This window comes from Rhizobium sp. WSM1328, assembly GCF_057653715.1.
In genome coordinates, this window is sequence record NZ_CM172788.1 from 3,637,232 (window position 1) to 3,661,092 (window position 23,861).

General features: G+C 62.0%; 22 protein-coding genes and 1 tRNA gene. 9 read left to right on the forward strand and 14 right to left on the reverse strand.

Going from position 1 to position 23,861, the window contains the following annotated elements:
- Nucleotides 1-14 precede the first annotated feature (14 nt).
- From AC2444_RS18260 to gltB, 3 genes are all read right to left on the reverse strand, one after another.
- Complete coding sequence (locus tag AC2444_RS18260) at nt 15-653, reverse strand: hypothetical protein (RefSeq protein WP_041935695.1); 639 nt, start codon at nt 651-653, stop codon at nt 15-17.
- Nucleotides 654-919: 266 nt separating this feature from the next.
- Nucleotides 920-2,374, reverse strand: a complete 1,455-nt coding sequence (locus AC2444_RS18265; RefSeq protein WP_026157470.1) for a glutamate synthase subunit beta — start codon at nt 2,372-2,374, stop codon at nt 920-922.
- A 226-nt stretch (nt 2,375-2,600) separates the two neighbouring features.
- Nucleotides 2,601-7,325 carry a glutamate synthase large subunit gene (gene gltB / locus AC2444_RS18270; RefSeq protein WP_012758950.1) on the reverse strand — a complete coding sequence of 1,575 codons (4,725 nt, stop codon included), beginning with the start codon at nt 7,323-7,325 and terminating at the stop codon, nt 2,601-2,603.
- A gap of 539 nt (nt 7,326-7,864) precedes the next feature.
- Between gltB and AC2444_RS18275 the strand changes: the two genes are divergently transcribed.
- Complete coding sequence (locus tag AC2444_RS18275) at nt 7,865-8,917, forward strand: threonine aldolase family protein (RefSeq protein ID WP_012758951.1); 1,053 nt, start codon at nt 7,865-7,867, stop codon at nt 8,915-8,917.
- Between the two features lie 55 nt (nt 8,918-8,972).
- Here the strand turns inward: AC2444_RS18275 and AC2444_RS18280 are convergent, their stop codons facing one another.
- A complete protein-coding gene (locus tag AC2444_RS18280) occupies nt 8,973-9,827 on the reverse strand; it encodes a LysR substrate-binding domain-containing protein (RefSeq protein ID WP_012758952.1) in 855 nt (284 codons plus the stop codon).
- A gap of 45 nt (nt 9,828-9,872) precedes the next feature.
- On the opposite strand from AC2444_RS18280, the gene AC2444_RS18285 reads away from it, so the two are divergent.
- On the forward strand, nt 9,873-10,922 hold the full coding sequence (locus AC2444_RS18285; RefSeq protein WP_041935575.1) for a bile acid:sodium symporter family protein: 1,050 nt from the start codon (nt 9,873-9,875) through the stop codon (nt 10,920-10,922).
- Nucleotides 10,923-11,084: 162 nt separating this feature from the next.
- Here the strand turns inward: AC2444_RS18285 and AC2444_RS18290 are convergent, their stop codons facing one another.
- Nucleotides 11,085-11,555, reverse strand: coding sequence for an Hsp20 family protein (locus AC2444_RS18290; protein ID WP_012758954.1), 471 nt, complete (start codon nt 11,553-11,555; stop codon nt 11,085-11,087).
- A 406-nt stretch (nt 11,556-11,961) separates the two neighbouring features.
- Between AC2444_RS18290 and AC2444_RS18295 the strand changes: the two genes are divergently transcribed.
- Nucleotides 11,962-12,936 carry an alpha/beta fold hydrolase gene (locus AC2444_RS18295; protein ID WP_012758955.1) on the forward strand — a complete coding sequence of 325 codons (975 nt, stop codon included), beginning with the start codon at nt 11,962-11,964 and terminating at the stop codon, nt 12,934-12,936.
- A 48-nt stretch (nt 12,937-12,984) separates the two neighbouring features.
- On the opposite strand, the gene hisN is transcribed toward AC2444_RS18295, so the two are convergent.
- Both hisN and AC2444_RS18305 read right to left on the reverse strand, forming a co-directional pair.
- Nucleotides 12,985-13,758, reverse strand: coding sequence for a histidinol-phosphatase (gene hisN / locus AC2444_RS18300; RefSeq protein WP_012758956.1), 774 nt, complete (start codon nt 13,756-13,758; stop codon nt 12,985-12,987).
- Nucleotides 13,759-14,035: 277 nt separating this feature from the next.
- Nucleotides 14,036-14,917 carry an N-formylglutamate amidohydrolase gene (locus AC2444_RS18305; protein WP_012758957.1) on the reverse strand — a complete coding sequence of 294 codons (882 nt, stop codon included), beginning with the start codon at nt 14,915-14,917 and terminating at the stop codon, nt 14,036-14,038.
- 187 nt (nt 14,918-15,104) lie between these two features.
- On the opposite strand from AC2444_RS18305, the gene cpdR1 reads away from it, so the two are divergent.
- From cpdR1 to AC2444_RS18325, 4 genes are all read left to right on the forward strand, one after another.
- Nucleotides 15,105-15,467, forward strand: coding sequence for a response regulator CpdR1 (gene cpdR1, locus AC2444_RS18310; RefSeq protein ID WP_003542883.1), 363 nt, complete (start codon nt 15,105-15,107; stop codon nt 15,465-15,467).
- Nucleotides 15,468-15,551: 84 nt separating this feature from the next.
- Nucleotides 15,552-15,626, forward strand: a tRNA-Val gene (locus AC2444_RS18315).
- A gap of 184 nt (nt 15,627-15,810) precedes the next feature.
- The gene (locus AC2444_RS18320; protein WP_012758958.1) at nt 15,811-16,005 is read left to right on the forward strand and encodes a hypothetical protein; all 195 of its coding nucleotides are present in this window, start codon (nt 15,811-15,813) and stop codon (nt 16,003-16,005) included.
- Between the two features lie 123 nt (nt 16,006-16,128).
- On the forward strand, nt 16,129-16,623 hold the full coding sequence (locus AC2444_RS18325) for a hypothetical protein (protein ID WP_012758959.1): 495 nt from the start codon (nt 16,129-16,131) through the stop codon (nt 16,621-16,623).
- A 154-nt stretch (nt 16,624-16,777) separates the two neighbouring features.
- Here the strand turns inward: AC2444_RS18325 and AC2444_RS18330 are convergent, their stop codons facing one another.
- Complete coding sequence (locus tag AC2444_RS18330) at nt 16,778-17,503, reverse strand: hypothetical protein (RefSeq protein ID WP_012758960.1); 726 nt, start codon at nt 17,501-17,503, stop codon at nt 16,778-16,780.
- Nucleotides 17,504-17,735: 232 nt separating this feature from the next.
- On the opposite strand from AC2444_RS18330, the gene AC2444_RS18335 reads away from it, so the two are divergent.
- Nucleotides 17,736-18,248: an MgtC/SapB family protein gene (locus tag AC2444_RS18335; protein ID WP_012758961.1), complete on the forward strand. Its 513-nt coding sequence runs from the start codon at nt 17,736-17,738 to the stop codon at nt 18,246-18,248.
- Nucleotides 18,249-18,308: 60 nt separating this feature from the next.
- On the opposite strand, the gene AC2444_RS18340 is transcribed toward AC2444_RS18335, so the two are convergent.
- Both AC2444_RS18340 and AC2444_RS18345 read right to left on the reverse strand, forming a co-directional pair.
- Complete coding sequence (locus AC2444_RS18340) at nt 18,309-18,500, reverse strand: hypothetical protein (protein WP_017995172.1); 192 nt, start codon at nt 18,498-18,500, stop codon at nt 18,309-18,311.
- Between the two features lie 58 nt (nt 18,501-18,558).
- Nucleotides 18,559-18,789 (reverse strand): hypothetical protein, encoded by a 231-nt coding sequence (locus tag AC2444_RS18345; RefSeq protein ID WP_017995173.1) that lies wholly within the window; start codon nt 18,787-18,789, stop codon nt 18,559-18,561.
- Nucleotides 18,790-19,143: 354 nt separating this feature from the next.
- Here AC2444_RS18345 and AC2444_RS18350 point away from each other — a divergent pair, with 354 nt between their 5' ends.
- Entirely contained in the window at nt 19,144-20,235 is a 1,092-nt protein-coding gene (locus AC2444_RS18350; protein WP_012758965.1) for a DUF475 domain-containing protein, read from the forward strand.
- A 104-nt stretch (nt 20,236-20,339) separates the two neighbouring features.
- Here the strand turns inward: AC2444_RS18350 and AC2444_RS18355 are convergent, their stop codons facing one another.
- The 4 genes from AC2444_RS18355 to AC2444_RS18370 form a co-directional block, all read right to left on the reverse strand.
- A complete protein-coding gene (locus AC2444_RS18355; protein WP_012758966.1) occupies nt 20,340-20,510 on the reverse strand; it encodes a hypothetical protein in 171 nt (56 codons plus the stop codon).
- Nucleotides 20,511-20,666: 156 nt separating this feature from the next.
- Nucleotides 20,667-22,184, reverse strand: a complete 1,518-nt coding sequence (locus tag AC2444_RS18360; protein WP_012758967.1) for a tripartite tricarboxylate transporter permease — start codon at nt 22,182-22,184, stop codon at nt 20,667-20,669.
- An 88-nt stretch (nt 22,185-22,272) separates the two neighbouring features.
- Entirely contained in the window at nt 22,273-22,764 is a 492-nt protein-coding gene (locus tag AC2444_RS18365) for a tripartite tricarboxylate transporter TctB family protein (protein WP_012758968.1), read from the reverse strand.
- Nucleotides 22,761-23,705 (reverse strand): Bug family tripartite tricarboxylate transporter substrate binding protein, encoded by a 945-nt coding sequence (locus tag AC2444_RS18370; RefSeq protein WP_012758969.1) that lies wholly within the window; start codon nt 23,703-23,705, stop codon nt 22,761-22,763. Before AC2444_RS18370 ends, AC2444_RS18365 begins: the two co-directional genes overlap by 4 nt.
- Nucleotides 23,706-23,861 lie beyond the last annotated feature (156 nt).

Consider the following 23,861-nt stretch of genomic DNA (forward strand, 5'->3'; position numbering starts at 1 on the left):
CCACTTCGTCCCGTTTACTTCGCCGTCGCCGTCGCCTGCGGCCAGCTCAGATAATAGTAGTTCGCGCCGATCAAGCCAAAAAAAGCATTGCTGTCGTTCGTCTGGTCGACGTAGCTGCCGTTTTCCTTGACGAAGGCGCCGTTGGCGCCACGCTCCAGATGCGCATCGAGGAAGTCGCTCCAGCCGCTGACATCGATATCCTGGCCGGCCTTGCTCTCCGTGTCCGCCTCGTCGACATCGGCGACATCCCAGGCGTTGATCGATACGCCCTGTGTCGGATCGGTGATGGTCAGCGTGCCCGCTTCGAGGGCGGCCAGCATGTCATGGGCCTTGCCGCTCTCGCCCTCGGCCGCAGCCGCATCCTGCAGCTGCTGCTTCAGCATAGACATGAAGGAGGCGCTGGTGACGTCGGCGCCATCACCCGTTGTGTCGGACTCATCAGACGTGTCGCTTTGGGCCGAAAGCGTATCGAGCAGCCCGGAAAGGGCCTGGTTGGAAAGAAGCGAGGAAGAGCTCGGATCGAGCCCGTAGCTGCTCAGAATGCTGGCGGCCGACGAACTCTGCATATCCTGCGCGCTGTCGTCGGAGCCGCGAAGGTTTTTCAGGGCATATTGGGCCGAAACCAGCCGCGTGCTGTCAAGTGCGGAAACCATTTGAAAATCCTTGTCGATCATTCGCGGCCTTGCGTCGCGGCCGACGGTGAAATGCGCTGTGGCCAAAACGGCGGGGCACCTCCGCTTCGGTCGCCGCTGGCTGCTTCTCAGCCCGCGTCCGGCGAAAATCTCGCTTCCCGACATTGCCTGAGGCTTGCGGCGCAAGGCCTCCGCGTCAAGCGGTCGCACCACAGCGCGGCGCGCCAAGAAAAAACTCCGCCGGAGGGGCGGAGTTTCGTGTCTTCGAGAGGGTGTGCAGCCGACGGTCAGTTCGGCAGGACGGTCGAGCCCATTAGATCCTCGTCGATGGCGCGCGCTGCCTGCCGGCCTTCACGGATCGCCCAGACCACCAGCGACTGGCCGCGGCGCACGTCACCCGCCGTCCAGAACTTGTCGATCGAAGTCTTGTAGTCGCGGTCGTTGGCGACGACGTTGGTCGAGCCGCGCTTGTCGGTGTTGAGCGTCAGCTTGCCGTCGAGCTCCTTCAGCACGCTGCCGGTGAACGGGCCACGGAAGCCGATGGCGATGAAGGCGAGATCGGCCCGGATGACGAATTCCGTGCCCGGAACCGGCCGCCGGCGCTCGTCGACCTCACAGCACTTGACGCCGGTCAGCACGCCGTCTTCGCCGACGAATTCAAGAGTGGCCACCTGGAATTCACGCACCGCGCCCTCGGCCTGCGAGGAGGAGGTGCGCATCTTCGTCGCCCAGAAGGGCCAGACGGCAAGTTTGTCTTCCTTTTCCGGCGGCTGCGGCCGGATGTCGAGCTGGGTGACCCTGACGGCCCCCTGGCGGAACGCCGTGCCGACGCAGTCCGAAGCCGTATCGCCGCCGCCGACGACGACGATATGTTTGGCGCCGGCAAGGATCGGATCCGACGGCCAGCCGACGCTGTCGATGTTTTCACGCCCGACCCGGCGGTTCTGCTGCACCAGATAGGGCATCGCATCATGCACGCCCGCAAGGTCGGTGCCCGGAATGCCCGCCTCGCGCGGCGTCTCGGAGCCGCCGCAGTAAAGCACGGCGTCGTGATCGGCGAGCAACTGCTCGACCTTGACGTCGACGCCGATATTGACGCCGCAATGGAAGGTGACGCCCTCACCCTTCATCTGCTCGACGCGGCGGTCGATGAAGTTCTTCTCCATCTTGAAATCGGGAATGCCGTAACGCAGCAGTCCGCCCGGCTTGGTCTCGCGCTCGTAGAGATGCACCTCGTGGCCGGCGCGGCCGAGCTGCTGGGCGGCCGCCATGCCGGCGGGGCCGGAGCCGATGACGGCAACCTTCTTGCCGGTATGGACCGTGGCCGGCTGCGGCCGGATGAAGCCGAGTTCATAGGCCTTGTCGGCAATTGCCTGTTCGACCGTCTTGATGGCGACCGGCGCATCCTCGAGATTCAACGTGCAGGCTTCCTCGCAGGGCGCCGGGCAGACACGACCGGTGAACTCAGGAAAGTTGTTGGTCGAGTGTAGGTTCTGGATCGCCGCTTCCCAGTTGTTGTTGTAGACGAGGTCATTCCAATCGGGAATCTGGTTGTGAACAGGACAGCCGGTCGGGCCGTGGCAATAGGGGATGCCACAGTCCATGCAGCGGGCTGCCTGTTTCTGCACTTCCGGGTCCGACATCGGGATCGTGAACTCACGGAAATGACGGATACGATCCGACGCCGGCTGGTACTTCGCCACCTGCCGGTCGATTTCCAGAAACCCTGTTACCTTACCCATATCTTCGTCCCTTACCCTCATGACCGCCTCACCGCAGCCAATCTGTCTATCGTCAGTCCCGGTACCCGGGGCAAGTTGCTTGTCTTGACCGTCATTGGACCATATCCCCTGGAAGACATCCGGCGATCTGAACAGCTTTCGCCGTCGGCGTAATCGTCACAAGTCATCGAGATATTTTCGTCACCCGTCACCTGCAGTCAGCTGGTGACGGATGTCCCGGTGCAATTCATTCCGCCGCGATGCCCATCCGGCTGCGCTCCATTTCCTCGAGCGCACGCCGGTATTCAACCGGCATGACCTTGCGGAATTTCGGGCGGTAGTCGGCCCAGTTGTCGAGGATCTCAGTGGCGCGGGCCGAGCCCGTATAATGCAGATGGTTGGAGATCAGCTGGTAAAGGCGCTCCTCGTCATGGCGCGTCATGTCGCCAGAGACGTCGACGCGTCCCTTGTGCATGAGATCACCGCCGTGATGATGCAGCTTTTCCAGCATGTCGTCCTCCTCAGGCACCGGCTCGAGCTCGACCATTGCCATGTTGCAGCGGCTGGCGAAATCACCGGTTTCATCGAGCACGTAGGCGACACCGCCGGACATGCCGGCTGCAAAGTTGCGGCCCGTGGCGCCGAGCACGACGACGACGCCGCCGGTCATGTATTCGCAGCCATGGTCGCCGACACCCTCGACGATGGCGATCGCGCCCGAATTGCGCACGGCGAAACGTTCGCCCGCCACACCGCGGAAATAGCACTCGCCCTCGGTCGCACCATAAAGCACGGTGTTGCCGACGATGATGGAGTCCTCGGCCACGATCCTCGAATTCTCCGGCGGCCGGATGATGATCTTGCCGCCTGAAAGCCCCTTGCCGACATAGTCGTTGCCGTCGCCGATCAGGTTGAAGGTGACGCCGCGCGCCAGGAAGGCGCCGAAGCTCTGACCTGCGGTGCCGCGAAGTGTCACGTTGATCGTGTCTTCCTTCAGACCGCGATGGCGATAACGCTTGGCGACCTCGCCAGAAAGCATCGCGCCCACCGAACGGTCGACGTTCTTGATGCCGACCTCGAAGGCGACGGGTGTCTTGGCCGTCAGTGCCGGCTGCGCCTGTTCGATCAGCACGCGGTCGAGAATGTCGTCGATCGGGTGCTTCTGCCGGCTCGTCCAGAAGGTCTCTTCCTTGGGAGCGTCAACCTTGTGGAAGATGCGGCTGAAGTCGAGGCCCTTGGCCTTCCAGTGCGACAGCATCTCGTCCTTCTCCAGCAGCTCCGAGGCGCCGATGATCTCGTCAAGCCGGGTGAAGCCGAGCGAGGCGAGGATTTCGCGCACCTCGTTCGCGACGAAGAAGAAATAGTTGATGACATGCTCCGGCGCGCCTTTGAAGCGCTTGCGCAGCACCGGATCCTGGGTCGCCACACCAACAGGACAGGTGTTGAGATGGCACTTGCGCATCATGATGCAGCCGGCGGCAATCAGCGGCGCGGTGGCAAAGCCGAACTCGTCGGCTCCAAGCAGCGCCCCGATGATGACGTCGCGGCCTGTCTTCAGCCCGCCGTCCACCTGCAGGGCGACGCGCGAACGCAGCCCGTTCAGCACCAGCGTCTGCTGAGTCTCGGCAAGGCCGATTTCCCAAGGGCTGCCGGCATGTTTGAGCGACGTCAGCGGCGACGCACCCGTACCGCCGTCGAAGCCGGCGACCGTGATATGGTCGGCGCGCGCCTTGGCGACGCCGGCGGCGACCGTGCCGACGCCGACTTCCGAGACCAGCTTGACCGAGACATCCGCGGTCGGGTTGACGTTCTTCAGATCGTAGATCAGCTGCGCCAGATCTTCGATCGAATAGATGTCGTGATGCGGCGGCGGCGAAATGAGGCCGACACCAGGTGTCGAATGGCGGGTCTTGGCAACCGTCGCGTCAACCTTGTGACCCGGCAGCTGGCCGCCTTCACCAGGCTTGGCGCCTTGCGCGACCTTGATCTGCAGCACGTCGGCATTGACGAGATATTCGGTGGTGACGCCGAAGCGGCCCGAGGCGATCTGCTTGATCGCCGAACGTTCCGGGTTCATCGAACCATCGGCCAGCGGCATATAGCGGTCGGATTCCTCGCCGCCCTCACCGGTGTTCGACTTGCCGCCGATCCGGTTCATGGCGATCGCCAGGGTCGTATGCGCCTCCCTGGAAATCGAGCCGAAGGACATCGCCCCCGTCGAGAAACGCTTGACGATATCGACCGCCGGCTCGACCTCGTCGATCGATACTGGTGTGCGGCCGAGTGCCTCGGCGCTCTTCATCTTGAAGAGCCCGCGGATCGTGTTCATGCGCAGCGCCGAGTTGTTCACCATCTCGGCGAATTCCTGGTAACGGTCCTCGGCATTGCCGCGCACGGCATGCTGAAGGGCGGCGACCGCATCGGGCGTCCAGGCATGGCTTTCGCCGCGCATGCGATAGGCATACTCGCCGCCGATATCGAGCGTCGTCGCCAGGATCGGGTCGGCGCCGAAGGCCGCGGTGTGGCGGGCGACGGTCTCAGCGGCGATTGCCTCGAGGCCAACGCCTTCGATCATGGTCGCGGTTCCGAAGAAATACTTGTCGATGAACTCCGACTGCAGGCCGATCGCATCGAAGATCTGTGCGCCGCAATAGGACTGATAGGTCGAGATACCCATCTTCGACATTACCTTGAGGATGCCTTTGCCGACCGCCTTGATGTAGCGGTAGACGATTTCGGTGGCATCCACTTCCTTCGGGAATTCGCCCTTGGCATGCATGTCGAGCAGCGTGTCGAAGGCGAGATACGGGTTGATCGCCTCGGCGCCGTAGCCGGCGAGTAGGCAGAAATGATGGACCTCGCGCGGTTCGCCGGTCTCGACGACGAGACCGACCGAGGTACGAAGCCCCTTGCGGATCAGGTGGTGATGCACGGCAGCTGTAGCGAGCAATGCGGGAATCGCGATCCGGTCCGGCCCGATCTGGCGGTCGGAGAGCACGATGATGTTATAGCCGCCCTTGACGGCCGCTTCCGCGCGCTCGCAGAGCCGGTCGAGCATCTCGGGCATACCTTCGGCGCCGCGCTCGATATCATAGGTGAAATCGAGCGTCTTGGTGTCGAAACGGTCTTCCGTATGGCCGATCGAGCGGATCTTTTCGAGATCGCCATTGGTCAGGATCGGCTGGCGCACTTCGAGCCGCTTGGCGTTGGCCGCGCCCTCATGGTCGAGAATGTTCGGCCGCGGCCCGATGAAGGAAACCAGGCTCATCACCAGTTCCTCGCGGATCGGGTCGATCGGCGGGTTGGTGACCTGCGCGAAGTTCTGCTTGAAATAGGTGTAGAGCAGCTTCGACTTTTCCGACATGGCCGAGATCGGCGTATCCGTGCCCATCGAACCGATCGCCTCCTGGCCCGTCGTCGCCATCGGCGACATCAGGATGCGGGTATCCTCGAGCGTGTAGCCGAAGGCCTGCTGGCGGTCGAGCAGCGACACGTCGCGGCGCAGCGCCCGCGGTTCCACCGGCTTCAAGTCTTCGAGGATGAGCTGCGTGCGGTTGAGCCAGCTGCGATAGGGATGGGCCGTCGCCAGTTGCGACTTCACCTCGTCGTCTGAGATGATACGGCCTTCTTCCATGTCGATCAGCAGCATCTTGCCCGGCTGCAGGCGCCACTTCTGGATGATGATCTCTTCCGGAACCGGCAGCACGCCGGCTTCGGACGCCATGATGACGCGATCGTCATTGGTGACGAGGTAGCGCGCCGGCCGCAGTCCGTTGCGGTCGAGCGTCGCGCCGATCTGCTTGCCGTCGGTGAAGGCGACCGCGGCCGGCCCGTCCCACGGCTCCATCAGCGCCGCATGATATTCGTAGAAAGCCTTGCGTTCGGTGGCCATCGACTGGTTGCCGGCCCAGGCTTCCGGGATCAGCATCATTACCGCATGCGCCATCGAATAACCGCCGCGCACCAGGAATTCGAGCGCATTGTCGAAGCAGGCCGTGTCCGACTGTCCCTCGTAGGAGATCGGCCAGAGCTTGGAGATGTCCTCGCCAAACAGCGGCGAGGAGACCGACGCCTGGCGCGCCGCCATCCAGTTGACGTTGCCGCGCAGCGTGTTGATCTCGCCGTTATGGGCAACCATGCGGTAGGGATGTGCGAGCTTCCACGACGGGAAGGTGTTGGTCGAGAAGCGCTGATGCACCAGAGCGACCGCGCTTTCGAAACGCGGATCCGACAGGTCCTTGTAATAGACGCCGACCTGATAGGCCAGGAACATGCCCTTGTAGACCACCGTCGCCGACGACAGCGACACCGGATAGAAATTGCTCTCCTCGCCGTCGAACTCGTCATAGATGCGGTTGGAGATTACCTTGCGCAGCGTGAACAGCCGGCGCTCGAACTCGTCGTTGTTTTCGGCATCCTCGCCGGCGCCGATGAAGACCTGCACATGATGCGGCTCGGTTGCGGCAATGGCCGGCGCCTTGGAGAGCGAGGAATTGTCGACCGGCACGTCGCGGAAGCCGATGAAGACCTGACCTTCCTCGGTGATGACGTCCTTGATCACCTTCTTGAAGTGCTCGATCTGCTTTTCATCGCGCGGCATGAAGATATGGCCGACACCATATTCGCCGACCGGCGGCAGGGTGATGCCCTGCTCGGCCATCTCCTCGCGGAAGAAACGGTCGGGGATCTGCACCAGGATGCCGGCCCCGTCACCCATCAGCGGATCGGCGCCGACGGCGCCGCGATGCGTCAGGTTCTCGAGGATGAACAGGCCATCCTTGACGATCTGGTGCGACTTCTGGCCCTTCATATGGGCGACGAAGCCGACGCCGCAGGCATCATGTTCGTTGCGCGGATCGTAGAGGCCCTGCTTCTTCGGCAGGCCGGAGGCGGATTTGGACATATTGGCCGTCGCGCGCAGATTAGCAGCAGCAAACCGGTCAACTTCCATGGATGGCGTCTTCGTCATCATCTTTCCTCCTGTCGAAGCCCGCGGAGCCGCGGGCGGCTTTTCGTCCAGCGCCGCAACCCGAAGATAGGTTCGGCGCATGACAGCGCTGTTGCATTGTGAAGATCGGCCGCAGACATCTGCTTTGAAGGAAAGCAAACCGTCGCGTTCCGCGCCTGCCATTCGCCTCCGCGCGCCGCCCCTTGAGGCTTGACGCTCGGAAGAACTATAGCGTGAAAGCCGGTCTGTTCCAGGGCTTTCGGCGTCTCTTCGGTCACAAAGGCCAAAATAGGACAGCAACACTGTCCTAATTCATCAGTTCTATGCCAGAAAGCATTCGGCTCTGCAAGAGCGCTCCGTTAAAAAACGTCAATTTGCGACGGAAGATTGCCTGGGTAGCGGCGATCGCGCAATAAAATTACGCGGAGACGTATTATTTTGTTTATTGATTGCGTAGTTCAATTTCCGTGATGTGTCGCGGGCGACAACCTTGATCCTGTGAAGCTTTGGCGTAATGTCCGCTGCGGACTTTGCCAACCCCTTCCTTTCCAACGGTTTCCCCCATGTTCTTTGCTTCCGATAATTGGGCCGGCGCCCACAAATCCATTGCCGAACGTCTGCTGACGGAATCGACCGGCTTTGCCGCCGCCTATGGCGCCGGCGATCTCGACAGGAAGGTCGAGGCCCGTTTTTCCGAGATCTTCGAGCGCGAGGTTTCGGTTTTCTTCGTCGCCACCGGCACGGCCGCCAACTCCCTGTCGCTGGCAAGCGTCCAGCGGCCCGGCGGCATCACCTTCTGCCATTCGGAGGCCCATGTGATCGAGGATGAATGCGGCGCGCCGGAATTTTTCTCCGGCGCTGCCCGTCTCGTTGCCATTGACGGCGAAGCCGGCAAGATCGATCCGGCGAAGCTTTCGGCGAAGATCGCAAGCTTTCCCGAAGACGCCGTCCATCATGGCCGCGCCAGCGCGGTGACCATCACCCAGGCGACTGAGATCGGCACCGTCTATTCCTTGCCGGAGATCGGCGAGATCGCCGCCATATCAAGGAAGCGCAATCTGCCGCTCCACATGGATGGTGCCCGCTTTGCCAACGCCCTGGTCGCACTCGGCGCCACCCCGGCCGAAATGACCTGGAAGCGCGGCGTCGACATGCTGTCCTTCGGCGGCACCAAGAACGGCTGCTGGTGTGCCGAAGCGATCGTCTTCTTCAATCCGGATCGAGCCCGGGAAATGCCCTTCATCCGCAAACGCGCTGCCCAGCTCTTCTCCAAGTCGCGTTTCATCGCCGCCCAGTTCGATGCCTATTTCGAAGATGGCCTCTGGCTCGATCTCGCCCGCCATTCGAACGGCATGGCCGACCGGCTGCGCGCCGGCATCGGCACGAGCAACTCCGCCCGCCTCGCCTGGCCGACCGCATCCAACGAAGTCTTTGCCGTCGTCAGCAAGAGTGCCGTGAAAATTGCGGAGGAAAAGGGCGCGAAGTTTTACGAATGGCCGGTCCCGGCGGCAACGCCCGAGCTCGTTTCCGAAAGCGAAACCCTGATCCGCCTCGTCACCAGCTTCGCGACCACCGAAGCGGATGTCGATGGCTTCTTGAAGTGCCTGGCCGCCTGATCGCCTGCCGGAAAGGGCTGCCGGGCCGGCAGGCCTTTCGGTAACGGGCAAGGATTCACGCCGACCGCAATCCCCTCACCTTTTGCAGAATATCCTCGGACAGTGCCGAGACCAGTGCCTGGTCCGCGCCCTTGCGCGGCACCAGCACGAATTCCACATCCTCCAGCACCGGCAGTTTTCCCACCGCAATCTCCTTCAGACCGGACGGCGCCATGCTGCGCGGCTGCACCAGCACGCCCATCCCGGCCCGCGCCGCCGCCGTCAACCCGCTCAGGCTGCCGCAGGTACAGACGATCCGCCACGGCACCCCGTTTCGCCCGAGTGCTTCGAGCGCGATCACCCGTGTGACGCTCGGCGGCGGAAAGGCGATCAGCGGCAGGGGGCCGGAGGCAAGCACACGCTCGGGATCGCGCGCCAGCCAGACGAGTGGCTCGCGATAGACGAGTTTTCCGCGCGCATCGCCGAGCCGGCGCTTGGCAAGCACCAGATCGATCTCGCCATTGTCCTGCATCTCGTAAAGAACGCCGGACAGCGCCACCGTCAGTTCCAGGTCGACCGAGGGGTGCGAACGAACGAAATCCTCCAGCACCGCCGGCAACTGGCTAGTGACGAAATCCTCCGACACGCCGAGCCGCAGACTGCCACGCAGGCTGTTATTCTTAAACAGCGACTGCACCTGTCCCTCGATCGAAAGCATGGCGCGCGCATGCGACAGCAGCGCCTCGCCATCGCCGGTCAACATCACCTTATGGGTGTCGCGCGCCAGCAGCCTGCGCCCGAGTGCTGCCTCCAGCCGCTGGATGTGCTGACTGACCGTCGACTGCCCGAGGCCGAGCCTTTCTGCGGCGAGCGTGAAACTGCCCATCTGCTCGACGGCGACGAAACTGCGCAATTGCGAAAGGTCTAACATGATCCAGCTTCTCGATAACTGTTATTTCTTGCATCCTGGATCATAATGGACGACAGAACAATGACTGTTTTATCAAGCCGCGAGATCGTCATGCGCCGCTTTCTGCCCGATACATTCACCATCCTGCTCGTCTGCACCGTCATCCTCGCCTCGGTGTTGCCGGCGCGCGGCACATTCGCGGATCATTTCGGTATCGCCACCGATCTTGCCATCGCGCTGCTGTTCTTCCTGCATGGCGCCCGCCTGTCGCGCGACGTGGTCATCGCAGGCTTGCTGCACTGGCGCCTGCATATCGTCATCCTGCTGACGACCTTCGGCATCTTCCCGTTGCTCGGCATGGCACTCGGGCTGATCCCCGACACGATCCTGCCGCAACCACTCTATCTCGGCATCCTCTTCCTCTGCCTGCTGCCGTCGACGGTGCAGTCGTCGATCGCCTTTACGTCGATGGCCGGCGGCAACGTGCCTGCCGCCATCTGCTCGGCCTCGGCATCCAACATCTTCGGCATGTTCCTGACGCCACTGCTCGTCGGCCTGCTGTTTTCCGTCGGCGGCCATGGCGGCTTCTCCTTCGACGCATTGCAGCAGATCCTGCTGCAGCTGCTCGCCCCCTTCATCGTCGGCCAGATCTTGCAGCCCTGGATCGGCGACTGGATCCGCGCCAAGAAGAAGATCCTGATGCCTGTCGACCGCGGCTCGATCCTGATGGTCGTCTATCTCGCCTTCAGCACGGCGGTGGTCGAGGGCCTGTGGCACACCTTCTCGATTGCCGATATCGCAGTCGTCATCGTCGCCGACATGGTCCTGCTGGCGATTGTCCTGGTGCTGACGATGTTCGGCAGCCGCTGGCTGGGCTTCAACAAGGCCGACCAGATCACCATCACCTTCTGCGGCTCGAAGAAGAGCCTCGCAAGCGGCGTGCCGATGGCGAACGTCATCTTCGCCGGCCAGTCGATCGGCGCGATCGTGCTGCCGCTGATGCTGTTCCACCAGATCCAGCTGATGGTCTGCGCCGTCATCGCCCAGAAATACGCCGCCGCCGCGGCCCGCCGTGCAACGGACAAGGAAATCGACGAGGCAACCAGCCCGGCATGAAGCATGTCGCGCAAAACTGTTCAGCGGTTTTGCGATAACGACATGCGTAAATAAAATGCGAAAGCGCGAGAAGCGAATCTGAAAGATCGCGACGCGCTTTAAGCCGAAATAGAAAACGGCGCCCCGATGGAGCGCCGTTCGTTTTATCCGATAAGGATCTGATTAGCCGTTGATGATCTGCGCCTCGATGGCCTTCGGAGCCTCGACCGGTTCTGCAGCAATTGCGATCTTGCGGGGCTTCATGGCCTCGGGAATATTGCGCAGAAGGTCGATGTGAAGCAGGCCGTTCTTCAGCGAAGCGGCGGTCACCTCGACATGATCGGCAAGCTGGAAGCGGCGCTCGAAGGCGCGCTTGGCAATGCCGCGGTAGAGGAACTCGCCGCTTTCGGCAGGTTCCTCGTTCTTTTCACCCTTCACGGACAGCACAAGGGCATGGGCTTCGATCGAAAGTTCGGTCTCGTCGAAACCGGCAACGGCCATGGTGATGCGATAGGTGTTTTCACCGGTGCGCTCGATATTATAGGGCGGATAGGTCTGCGCCTGCTCCGGCTGGGCAAGGCTGTCGAGCATGGTGAAGAGCCGGTCGAAACCGACGGTCGAACGATAAAGGGGAGAGAAGTCTACGTGACGCATGATGTCCTCCTGTGGAAGCGACGTGTTGCGATGAAATGCCCCTGAGACCCCATCTTTGGCGGCCTTGGGACGGTTGCGCAGGCCCTGTTCGGCACCCGCAGAAAGGAGATGGTGATGGGATTCGAGGAGTTCAAGACCTTTTTGCAATCGCCTTGATCGGCCCGTGAACCCCGCATGAACGACAGGTTCGGAGCACGTTCAGGCGCATTCACTTAGGAATTTAGGCGTCGGGTGAAATCTGGTCCCGATGGCTGAAGTGCATCGTCCCTTCTTCTTCAGCCTCAACTTCGGCCGGCCGCGAGCACCCTCATGCTCCTGCCGGCCCTTTTCCCCCACCGCTTTCCAAGCCGGATGCCATGCGCTATCCCTGATGCGAAGCAGTCAGCAGCGGCGCATTGGCAAAGTCATGGATCAGGTTCTCTATTCGACGCCCGATAATCCCGCCCCGGAAAACCGCACGGAAGGGTTCTTCGAAACCCATGACGGCCAGCAGCTGCGATACGCCGTCTTCCGCTCGAGCGGCCAGATTGCCAAGGGCACCGTCGTCATCCTGCACGGCCGAAACGAATATATCGAGAAATATTTCGAGACGATCCGCGATCTGACGGCCAAAGGACTCTGGGTCGCGACCTTCGATATGCGCGGCCAGGGCGGCTCGCCCCGGCTCCTGAAGAGCCGCAACCATGGCCACATCCGCCGCTTTGCCGATTACGAGCGTGATCTCGACACCTTCCTCGAAAAGGTGGTGCTTCCGGATACCCGCCTGCCCTTCTATCTGCTCGCGCATTCCACAGGCGGCCTGATCGCGCTGTCGGCTGCGCCCTATCTCACCACCCGTATCGATCGCATGGTGCTGTCGGCGCCCTTCATCGGCCTGACCGGCCAGTCGGCCTCGCCGCGTGTCATCCGCGCTCTGGCCGGCACGCTGGCTGCCGTCGGCCTCGGCTTCCTGCCGCTGACCTCGAAACCGAAGGAGCCGAACTTCAGCGACAACCCGCTGACCTCGGACGAACACCGCTTCGAGCGCAATGTCGCAATGATGAAGGCTCATCCGGAATTGACGCTCGGGCCGCCGACGGCCCGCTGGCTGATCGAGGCTTTCCGCACGATGGACCGGGTCACCTCCCCCTATCATCTCTTCTCGATCACCATCCCGACCATCGTCATCGCGCCGACGCGCGACGGGGTCGTGCCCTACACGGCGCAGGAGCGGCTTTCACGTTATTTCCGCGCCGGCCAACTGGTGCCGATCAACGGCGCCCGGCACGAGATCTTCCAGGAACGGGATATCTACCGTGCCGCCGCCCTTGCCGCCTTCCACGCATTCATTCCCGGCAGCGATGCCGAAGAAAACCAGGACGTCGCCGCCCTCGGCACGTGAGCCGGATCGGCTTTGCCGACCGGGGGATCAGCGCTGCTGACCCTGGGATCAGCGCTGCAGGATGGCGATAGCCTGTTCGTAGACTGCGCGGCTGCCGGCAGCGATAATCGAGCCGCCGTTTTCCGGCCGTCCGCCGTCCCAGGTGGTGATGATGCCGCCCGCCCCCTCGATGACGGGGATGATGCCGCCGACGTCATAGGGTTTCAGGCTGTTTTCGACGACCAGATCGATATGGCCGGCGGCAAGCAGCGCATAGGCATAGCAGTCGCAGCCGTAGCGAAAGAGCCGTACCTGGCTCTCAATCTCGCGGTATTTCTCCATCTCCTCGCCGGCAAAGAGATGCGGCGAGGTAGTGAACAGGATGGCGTTCGAAAGCGTGTCGCACTGGCGCGTCGCCAGCCGCCGCTCGCCCTCCGGCCCGGTATAGATCGAGCCGTTCTGGTCGGCGAAATAACGCTCGCCGGTAAAGGGTTGCTCGATCATGCCCATGATCGCCCGGCCCGCCTGCTGCAGGCCGATCAGCGTTCCCCATACCGGCACGCCGGAGATGAAGGCGCGCGTGCCGTCGATCGGATCGATCACCCAGACATATTCGCGGTCGAGCCCGACATTGCCGTGCTCCTCGCCGAGAATGCCGTGACCGGGGAAACTCTCCTCGATCAGCGCCCGGATGGCGAGTTCGGCCGCCCGGTCGCCCTCCGTCACCGGGTCGAAACCGGAGGAAAGCTTGTTCGTGACATCGAGGCCGGAACGGAAGCGCGGCAGCGTCTCGGCTCGGGCGGCCTCCGCCAGGCGGTTGAAGAACGAACGGTCAGGAAGCATGATTTATCCGTTTGGCTGGCGGGAATGGCGCTTTTCATAGCGAAAAGCAACGGGAATGCAAACGCAGTAGGCAATCTGGATCTAACTGCCCAAAGATATCGCAGCGCAATATATTGCTTGACATTTGTGCAATGCAATAGTACCGTCCTCAGTACAGTCTTCTGACTGTAAATACCCTCCTTGGGTGTTTCCTCCCTAGACTTAGCCGCGCTCACAAGCGCGGTTTTTTTTGGCCGGGAAGACGAAGGCCAGAGGTCAGCGGTATCGAAAAAGAGAGCTATTCGGCGGCCAGCGCCCGCTCGCCGGCAAATTTCTCGACATATTCCGCCATTTGCTGCATGAAGTCCGTGACGGCATCAGCCACTGCGGCGAAATCCTCGCGCTTCTCCAGAGTCAGCTCGTCGACATAGATCGCCCGGTTCACCTCGATCTGCAGCGCGTGCAGTCCGCGCGAAGGTCGGCCGTAATGTTCGGTGATGAAGCCGCCGGCATAGGGCTTGTTGCGTATCGCCGCAAAGCCCATTTCCTCGAGGATGGCGATGGCCGCGCGCGAGAGTTCAGCCGAAGCGCTGGTGCCGTAGCGATCACCGATGATGAAATCGGGTCGCGCCGTGCTGCCGGCAACGCGCACATTGCCGGGCATCGAGTGGCAGTCGATCAGCACGCCGAAGCCGAACTGCACATGCGTTCGCGCGATCAGCCGGCGAAGCGCCGAATGATAGGGCTTGTAGACCGCTTCGACGCGGTCGAGCCCCTCCTGCACCGGCAGGCGCCGCGCATAGATCTCCATGTTCTCGGCGACGATGCGCGGAATGGTACCGAGCCCGCCGGCGACCCTGAGCGAATTGACGTTGGCATAGGGCGGCAGCAGCCCGTCGAACATCCGCGGATCGAGCTCGTAGGGCTCGCGATTGACGTCGAGATAGGCGCGCGGAAAGTTGGCTGCCAGCAGCGGCGCGCCGAGTGCTACGGCCGAGCCGAAGAGTTCGTCGACATAGTGATCCTCGGAACGGCGGATGGCTATGCCCTCGAGCCTGGACTGGGCAATAAATTCCGGTGGATAAATGCGGCCGCTATGGGGGGAGTTGTAGACGAAGGGAATGGTCTGCGACACGGGCTCATGAACCTCAAAAAGCTCGTATTCGCGTATTTCCGGCACTTTCGGCCCTCTTTACCATGTCATGAACTGACTGCTTGGCCTATGTTGCCAGTTGCCCGGCCGCAAGTCCATACTATGTAGGAGGGATGGCGGTCACGCACAGGCAATTCACCGGTTGTTTACCGGATAAAGACTAGTGTAAACGGCTGGCAGCCCACCAAAAACCTATGGATCGCGGTCTGGATTGATGACTCAGAAGATACTTCTCGCCGAAGACGACAACGACATGCGCCGCTTCCTGGTGAAGGCGCTCGAAAAGGCCGGCTACAAGGTCCTTTCCTATGACAATGGCGCCAGCGCCTATGACCGGCTGCGCGAGGAGCCGTTTTCCTTGCTGCTCACCGATATCGTCATGCCCGAGATGGACGGCATCGAGCTGGCGCGCCGCGCCACCGAGCTCGACCCCGACCTGAAAGTGATGTTCATCACCGGTTTTGCCGCTGTGGCGCTGAACCCTGATTCGAAGGCGCCGAAGGATGCCAAGGTGCTTTCCAAGCCTTTTCACCTTCGCGATCTCGTCGACGAGGTCAACAAGATGCTTGCCGCGTAAGGCTTGTCAGGCGGCGCGTCACAAAACTGAAAAAAGCCTATTGACGGCTCCGAAGGTTTTGTGATCTATGCGCCGCCATCGGATGGGCGTGTAGCTCAGCGGGAGAGCACTACGTTGACATCGTAGGGGTCACAGGTTCAATCCCTGTCACGCCCACCATCCGATCCCCCTGACATTGTTGAGAAATCCCCGCCTTGGGGATTTTCTAATTCTTGAGGCTGGCCCGCGCTCCAGATCCGGCACTTTGCGGAGCGAGGGTTTGCACATGATTGGCCCGGGCCATGATCCGGGCCGGATTCAATTGGCTGTGGGATAGCCCCACACGTGGCAAATTGAGGGACGTATGACGCAAAGGACGCGGACACGGAAAGCGATATCCATCATCCTCGGCGTCGCCCTGGTTGGGGCTGGCCTCCTCGGTTTCGGTTATATGCAGTTTCATGTCGTCGAGCCCATCAGCATCAAGCTTTGGCTGATCCCGATCACGATATTTGCGGCTGGGGCAGCGATCCTCTGGGACGACTTCAAAAGTCCCTAACGCCTTGTTTGATGTCGAGCATCCGCCGGGTAGGACCAAAATAAGTCACAGAAGAGTGCCAATGCCTGGCTATCCAGTGCACGGCCGATTCGCCGTCGCAGACAGATGGGGTTGAGACAGAGAATGAGACTTTTCGCATCGGCAGCCGCCGCAATTTTTTCCGCCGCCCTTGCCTTGCCGGCCTCTGCCGCGCCGGCCGCGCCCGTCGAGACCTTTCCCGGTGCGCCCGGCGTCATTACCCTTTCCGGCAAATGCGCCAAGCTGGTCGTTGCCAAATTCGACGCCACCAAGGGCTGCAAGAACGAGCTTGCCAGCGTCACGCTGGCCAATGGCTTGGTGACCTTCATCTTCACCTCGGACGGCAAGGCGCTCGGCTTCCAAGGCGACGGCAGCGGCATCAAGCCTGCCTCCAACGGTAATGCCCGCCTGCCGCTCAGCCTCGTCACCACGGGTGTCGGCAACAAGATGACCGGAGAGGTCAAGGTCGCCGGCTTCTGTACCTTCGGCAATCCCTATGCCGGCAAGCCGATCGCGATCGAATGCACCGCCGAAAGCAAAGATTCCTCGTTTACCGGCAGCTTCCGCACCGGCGGCAAGCTGGTGAAGAAGGGTAAGTAGCCAGAGCAATCCCTGCAAAACTGCGCAGCGGTTTTTCGTCCTGAATCGCGTGAAAACAAAGAGAGCTTTTCCATGCATTCGAGAATGGAAATGCTCTACAGCGCCGCGCGTCTTTTCAGACGCGCAAAGGACGCTCTAGCATTTTGAATTGCTGTCAGGCGCACCAGGCGCCGCCGGCGGCCCCTGGCTTGCGTGCCAGTCCCTCGTTGATCAGCTGCGCGCCGAAAGAGCGCCCGTCGCGCGAGATGACGCGCGGCGCGCCAGAGGGCTCGCTCTTGCCCGCGGCATTCATGGTGAAGGGTCCGGCGTTCAGAAGCGCCAGCAGCCGCGACTTGGCGGCAAAGGCCACTCGGCGCTCGCCGTCACAGCGCGCTTGGTCGACCACCGGGCTTGCCATGTCGGCAATCACGATCTTTTCGCCCTTGTACCAGAAGACGCCGCCGTCGCTGACGCAATTGATATGGGCGCCCTGCCCGCAATAGCCGAAGGCAACCGTCCCGGTTTCCGAAACGGCCGGAGAGGCCGGTGACGGCACTGCCTTTATCGGCTGGATCATCGGCGTCGGGATCGTGGCCGGCGGCAGCGATTGCGACTGTCGCAGCGGCGCTGCGACTTTCGGCGTGGGTGCGGCAAGCGCCACCTGCTTCGGCGGCACGTCCTTCCTGACGACGGGCCTCGGCTCCGCCGTTTCCCGCGTGATCGATGTCGATTGCCTTGCAAGCATCGGCTGGATGCGCTTCCAATGGTCGTGGGCGACGATGCCGCCGATCGCGGCAATGCCGATCACCGCCCAGGGCAGCAATCCGCCACCGCTGCTGCGCGCTTTGCTCTTTCCTCTGGCCGGCGCCTTGCGGCGGCCGCGTGTCGCTGTCTTGGCCATCTGTCCGATTCCCGTGAGGCCGGGATTATCGCTGCCCAATCCTTTCCGAAAGGTTGGCGCGGCGACAGGATGATGCCTGGTGCGCCGAACTTTCCCTCCAATGACATGCAAGCGCCGGCGCGGACCGGAGAGACCAACGGGACGGCCGAAACGCATGAGGGAAAAAAGCTGAACAAATTCCGCGCTCAGACGTTAGCCAGCGAAAAATTCCATCTATTCTGGGGAAAAATCCATGGATCTCATCATCGCCGACATAATACCGGCGTCGCGTATCCACTATCCCGTCATCTTCGCCCGCCTCTTCGGCGCCATCGTCTTCGGCGGGCTGATCGGCTTCGAACGCGAGGCACGCGACCGCCCGGCGGGCTTCCGCACCCATATTCTGATTAGTCTTGCCGCTGCCCTCTTCGCCATCATCTCGATCGAGGCCGTGCACATGCCGGGTTTTACCGATGACGAGCAGGTGCGCATCGATCCGCTGCGCGTCATCGAAGCCGTGACTGCCGGCGTCGCCTTCCTTGCCGCCGGCATGATCGTCTTTGCAAGAGGTCGGGTGCACGGGCTGACGACGGGCGCCGGCATGTGGCTCTCCGGCGCGATCGGCCTCGCCATGGGCTTCGGCTATTGGCCGCTCGCCTTCTTCACGACGATCGTCGCCATCTGCGTACTCTTCGCCTTCGGCAAACTCGAACAGCGGTTCGGCTTTAATTCCGGACAGCGTGTCGATCGCGATGAACAGAAATAGAAAAGCAAAGCGCCCGGCATCATGCCGGGCGCTCGTGTTGTCGGCGTGCCCTTCTGTGGGTCACTCGGCTGTTGGCCATTCAGCGCGTGTAGCCGAAGGATCGCTTTTACCAACCGACACGGTGCCGCCGATGGCGGAGAGCGGCTTCTGGCGTTTGCCGATATTGATGCGTTCGTCCGCCGCCTCGCGTACGGCCTTCCATTCATTTTCGTGCCGGATGAAGATTTCGCGGGGCACAAAGTTGATCGTCATATGTTTCTCACCCTGTTTCAAATCTACTGTCATCGCCCAAGGGCTTCCGGAATAGCCGTTATTTCTTGGTCTCTGCATTGCCCTTGATGTCGGGGCCACCCTTGGAAAGATCGGCGCCGGTAACATGGGCCGGCACGTGAATGTCGTGGTAGACGCCGGGCGTAAGCGTCAAGTCGACATGATGCGGCGGCAGCACCTGCGCCTTCTGCATGCGGTTCGGCTTCGACCGCTTCATGCGGTCGGACGCCTCCGTGCGTTTGTCGGGAAGATGGGTCGAAGTGTGCATCATCGGCCTCCTTTTTTAAGCTCAACCAGGGCCTAACGGGCGGGCATCAGGATGGTTCCAAAAAAATTACCCAATCTCGGCACGCCTGTCGGCCTTGACTGGCCCGCGAAGCCCATTACCTAGAACCTATCCCGCAGCCTTCCAGACATCGGCTGACGGGGGAACTTTGGTGCCGGGCCCCTCTGGCGAGAGTTTTTACGGCGCTCTCGTGATGTCGGTACCGCCTGCAGCTTAGCCGGCGGATTTTTCATCGATGAACAAGCTCACCATGCCTGACCCGCGTGCCCATTGTGGCGTGCGGCGTCTTTCTAATTTGTCCACCCTCTTCGACACGATTTGCGGCCGCGAGGTGCGGCCATGAACCAGACTGTGACCTCCAAATCCTCGCTCAGCTATTTTCGCTGGGCTTTCATCGTCACTGCCCTCGGCCTCGTTCTCGGCGCCGTGCTCGGCTGGCAGACGACCGGCACGATCGGCGGCATGGCGACCGTCTTCTTCATCTGCACGGTACTTGCAGTGCTGGAGATATCGCTTTCCTTCGACAATGCCATCGTCAACGCCAACAAGCTGAAGGAGATGACGCCGGTCTGGCAGAAGCGCTTCCTCACCTGGGGCATCATCATTGCCGTCTTCGGTATGCGCATCGTCTTCCCGCTGGCGATCGTCGCGATCGCGGCACAGATCGGCCCCTGGGATGCTCTGGTGCTTGCCGCACGCGAGCCGGCCGAATATGCCCGCATCATGAACGACGCACATCTGCCGATCGCAGCCTTCGGCGGCACCTTCCTGATGATGGTCGGCCTCAACTATTTCTTCAATCACGAGAAGCAGGTGCACTGGATCGGCGGCCTTGAAAAGATGATGGCGCGTTCCGCCACCATCAAGGGTATCGAGATCGCCTTCGTGCTGGCGCTGATGCTGGTTTTCTCCTGGCTGATCGGCGGCGAGGAAGCCACTGTCTTCGTCCATTGCGCCATCTACGGCCTGCTCACCTTCCTCGCGGTCGAGGTGGTCGGCGGGCTGCTCGATGCCTCGCAGCAGACGATGAGCGCTGCCGCCAAGGGTGGCCTCGGCGCCTTCATCTATCTAGAAGTGCTGGACGCCAGCTTCTCCTTCGACGGCGTCATCGGCGCCTTTGCGCTGACGCAGAACCTCTTCGTCATCGCCATCGGCCTCGGCATCGGCGCCATGTATGTGCGCTCGATGACGATCATGCTGGTGGAGAAGGGAACACTTGCCGAATACCGCTATCTCGAACATGGCGCCTTCTATGCCATCCTGATCCTCTCGGTGATCATGTATGCGCAGACCATGGTGCACATCCCCGAAGTCATCACCGGCCTCGGCGGCGCGGCCTTGATCGGCCTGTCCCTCTGGTCATCCATCCGCCACAACAGGCGCGAAAAGGTGGAGGGTCATGGCATCAGGCAGGAGGAGCTTCACGCCTGACATCGGGTGTCACAGCGCGCCGCGCTGCTGCATCCGTAGGGATAAAAATAAAGCCCGCGACCATCCGGTTGCGGGCTAATTCATTCATGCATGGCTTGAAGGTGTTAGCGGGAGACCTGACCGAAGGAGGCCGGGTCGATGCCGAGCTTCGTGAGATCATTGGCGCGCGGGCGACGGCCTGCTTCGACAGCGGCGCTGACAGCGTTTGCAGCCCCAAGGACGGCGAATGCGCGGCCAAAGAAGCCAGTACGGATTGAATTGCGAAGTGCGGACATTGTCCTTTTCCTCTTGCTCTATGATTGACTGTCCATAGATGGCGTCACGCATAGACCTCCACAATGCTCAGAAAATCACCTCAGCCATGCATAAACAGCAGGCCGGCACATGTCTCCATGGCCGGCCCCGAGGGAGGGGTGGATCGTCTTCTTATTTTAGTCTTCGTTTGCCGCAAGTTGCGACAGCACCTGACCTCTGCCGCGCAGCCGCAGGATCAGCGGGATGAGGAAGGCGGCGGCTGCAACGATGAGCAAGCCTGCCGCGATCGGCGACATCACAAGCGTCGTGACGTCGCCCTGGCTGATCGCCAGCGCTCGGCGCAGCTGCTGTTCGGCAAGCGGGCCGAGGATCAGGCCGACGACGGTAGGCGCGATCGGATAGCCGAACAGCCGCATCACATAGCCGAGCAGGCCAAAAGTGAGCAGCATGCCGAGCTCGAACACGGATGGATTGGCACCGATTGTCCCAAGCGTCGCAAACAGCAGGATACCGGCATAGAGCCATGGCTTCGGGATTGTCAGCAGCTTTACCCAGAGCCCGATCATCGGCAGGTTCAGCACCAAAAGCATCGCATTGGCGATGAGCAGGCTGGCGATCAGTCCCCAGACAAGCTGCGGATTGGTGGCAAACAGCAGCGGCCCCGGCTGCAAGCCGTACTGCTGGAAGCCGGCAAGCATGATCGCCGCTGTCGCCGTCGTCGGCAGGCCGAGCGTCAGAAGCGGCACCAGGGTGCCGGCGGCCGATGCGTTGTTTGCTGCCTCGGGACCGGCCACCCCTTCGATCGCGCCATGGCCGAACTCTTCCGGGTTTTTCGCCAGCCGCTTTTCGGTCGCATAGGAGAGGAAAGTGCCGATTTCGGCGCCGCCCGCCGGCATCGCGCCGATCGGGAAACCGATCAGCGTGCCGCGCAGCCACGGCTTCCACGAGCGCGACCAGTCCTCAGCGGTCATCCAGAGCGAACCCTTGACCGCCTCGATCTTCTCCGCGATCCGGTTGCCCTGCGCGGCGATATAAAGCGTCTCGCCGATCGCAAACATCGCCACGGCAAGCGTCGTCACCTCGACACCATCGAGCAGGTCGGGAATGCCGAAGGAAAGCCTGGCCTGCCCCGTCTGCTGGTCGATGCCGACCATGGCGAGCGCAAAGCCGATAAACAGCGAGGTCAGGCCCCTGAGCGCCGAATCGCCGAAAGCCGAGGAGACGGTAACGAAGGCAAGCACCATCAGCGCGAAATATTCGCGCGGCCCGAAGACCAGCGCCAGCTTGACGATGTAAGGCGCGATGAAGGCAAGCCCGAGCGTCGCGATCAGGCCGGCGACGAAGGAGCCGATCGCCGCCGTCGCCAGCGCCGGTCCGCCGCGCCCGGCGCGCGCCATCTTGTTGCCCTCGAGCGCGGTGACGATCGAGGCGCTTTCACCCGGCGTGTTGAGCAGGATCGAGGTCGTCGAACCGCCATACATGCCGCCGTAATAAATGCCGGCGAACATGATCAGCGAGCCGCCGGGATCGAGTTTGTAGGTGACGGGCAACAGCAGCGCCACGGTGAGTGCCGGGCCGATGCCGGGAAGCACGCCGACGGCGGTGCCCAGCGTCACGCCGACCAGCGCATAAACCAGGTTCATCGGCTGCATCGCAACCAGGATACCCTGCCATAGGAATTCGAATGTGCTCATCTTGGTGTCCCAAGCGGCCTTCCCGACCATCCGATTTCGGGGTCAGGCGCCGCGCAAAATCAAAAGAGCTGACAGCGCGTCCGCGCGGTCAGAAGAACAGATGTTCGAGCGGGCCGGCCGGCAGCGTCAGTTGCAGCAGCTGCGAGAAGATCGCCCAGACGACAAAGCTGAGGACGATGCCAAGCGGCAGCGAGATCCAGAGCTTACGCTTGCCGAAGCCGCGTGCCGTCAGCGCGAAGAGGATGCCGGTCGCGATCGAGAAGCCGGCGACGCGCAAAAGCAGCATCTGGCAGGCAAGACCGGCGACGATCCAGATGACGGGTGCGACTTCCTGCCGGTCACGTTCGGGAAAATCGCCGCGCCAGGCTTCGAAGGCGGTCCAGATCCCGAGACAGAAGAGGCCGAGTGCCACCACTTGAGGCACAGTCGCCGGACCGATGCGGTCGTACTGCGCAATCGTTTTCAGATGCAAGGCATCCCAGGCCATCACGCCGGCGACGACGAAGAGGAAAACGGCAATGATGAACGCCGCCCAATCAGGGCGGCGTTCGGTTGCCGAGGAGGGGCTATCCTCGCTCATTGAACAAGTCCGATATCTTTGAGAATGCCTTCAGTGGCCGAGACATCCTTTTCGAGCTGCGCCTTGAAGGCGTCGCCGGACAGATAGGTGTCGGCCCAGCCCTTGGTCTTCAGGGTTTCCTGCCAGGTGGCGGAGCTGTGCAGTTTCTCGAAATCGGCGGTGACGCTTGCCACCTGCTCTGCCGACAGGCCGGGAGCAGCGGCAACCATGCGCCAGTTCTGAATGGTGACGTCGGTGCCGGCTTCCTTCAGCGTCGGCGCATCGACGCCGTCGATACGCTTGTCGCTGGATACGGCGAGAAGACGGAGCGTGCCCGACTTCACCTGCGATTCGAATTCGCTATAGCTCGAGACGCCAGCCGTGACCTGGCCGCCGAGAATGGCGGCGAGCGCTTCACCGCCGCCGGAAAAGGCGACATAGTTGATCTTGGTCGGGTCGACGCCGGAAGCCTTGGCGATCAGGCCGACGGCGATGTGGTCGGTGCCGCCGGCAGAGCCGCCGCCCCAGGAAACCGCACCCGGATCCTTCTTCAGCGCCGCGACCAGGTCGGCCATGGTTTTGATCTCGGACGCGGCAGGAACGACGACGGCCTCATACTCGCCGGTCAGACGAGCGATCGGCGTGACATCCTTGAGCGTCACCGGCGACTTGTTAGTGAGGATCGCGCCGACCATGACATAGCCGCCGACAATCAGCGAATTCGGGTTGCCGGCAGCCTGGCTGCTGAACTGCGCAAGGCCGATGGTGCCGCCGGCGCCCGGAACGTTCTGGACCTGCACGTTGCCGGAGATCTTCTCCTGCTGCAGCGCGGTCTGCAGCGAACGGGCCGTCTGGTCCCAGCCGCCGCCGGGAGCGGCCGGCGCGATGATGGTGTAATCGGCCGCATAGGCCGGCAGCGCGATAGTCGCTGCAAGAAGGGTTGCAATGAACGTATGCTTCACGATGTGTCCTCCGTCGGCGGCTGAGCAGACCGCCTGTTATTCTCAAGGGAATCAGGAGGAATGGCTGCCAGCGGACGCAAGCGTCCTGAATGACGAGCGGAATACCTCCCAAGGCTTCAGCTCTCCGCCTCCACGGAGAAGAAGTAGCCAAAGCGA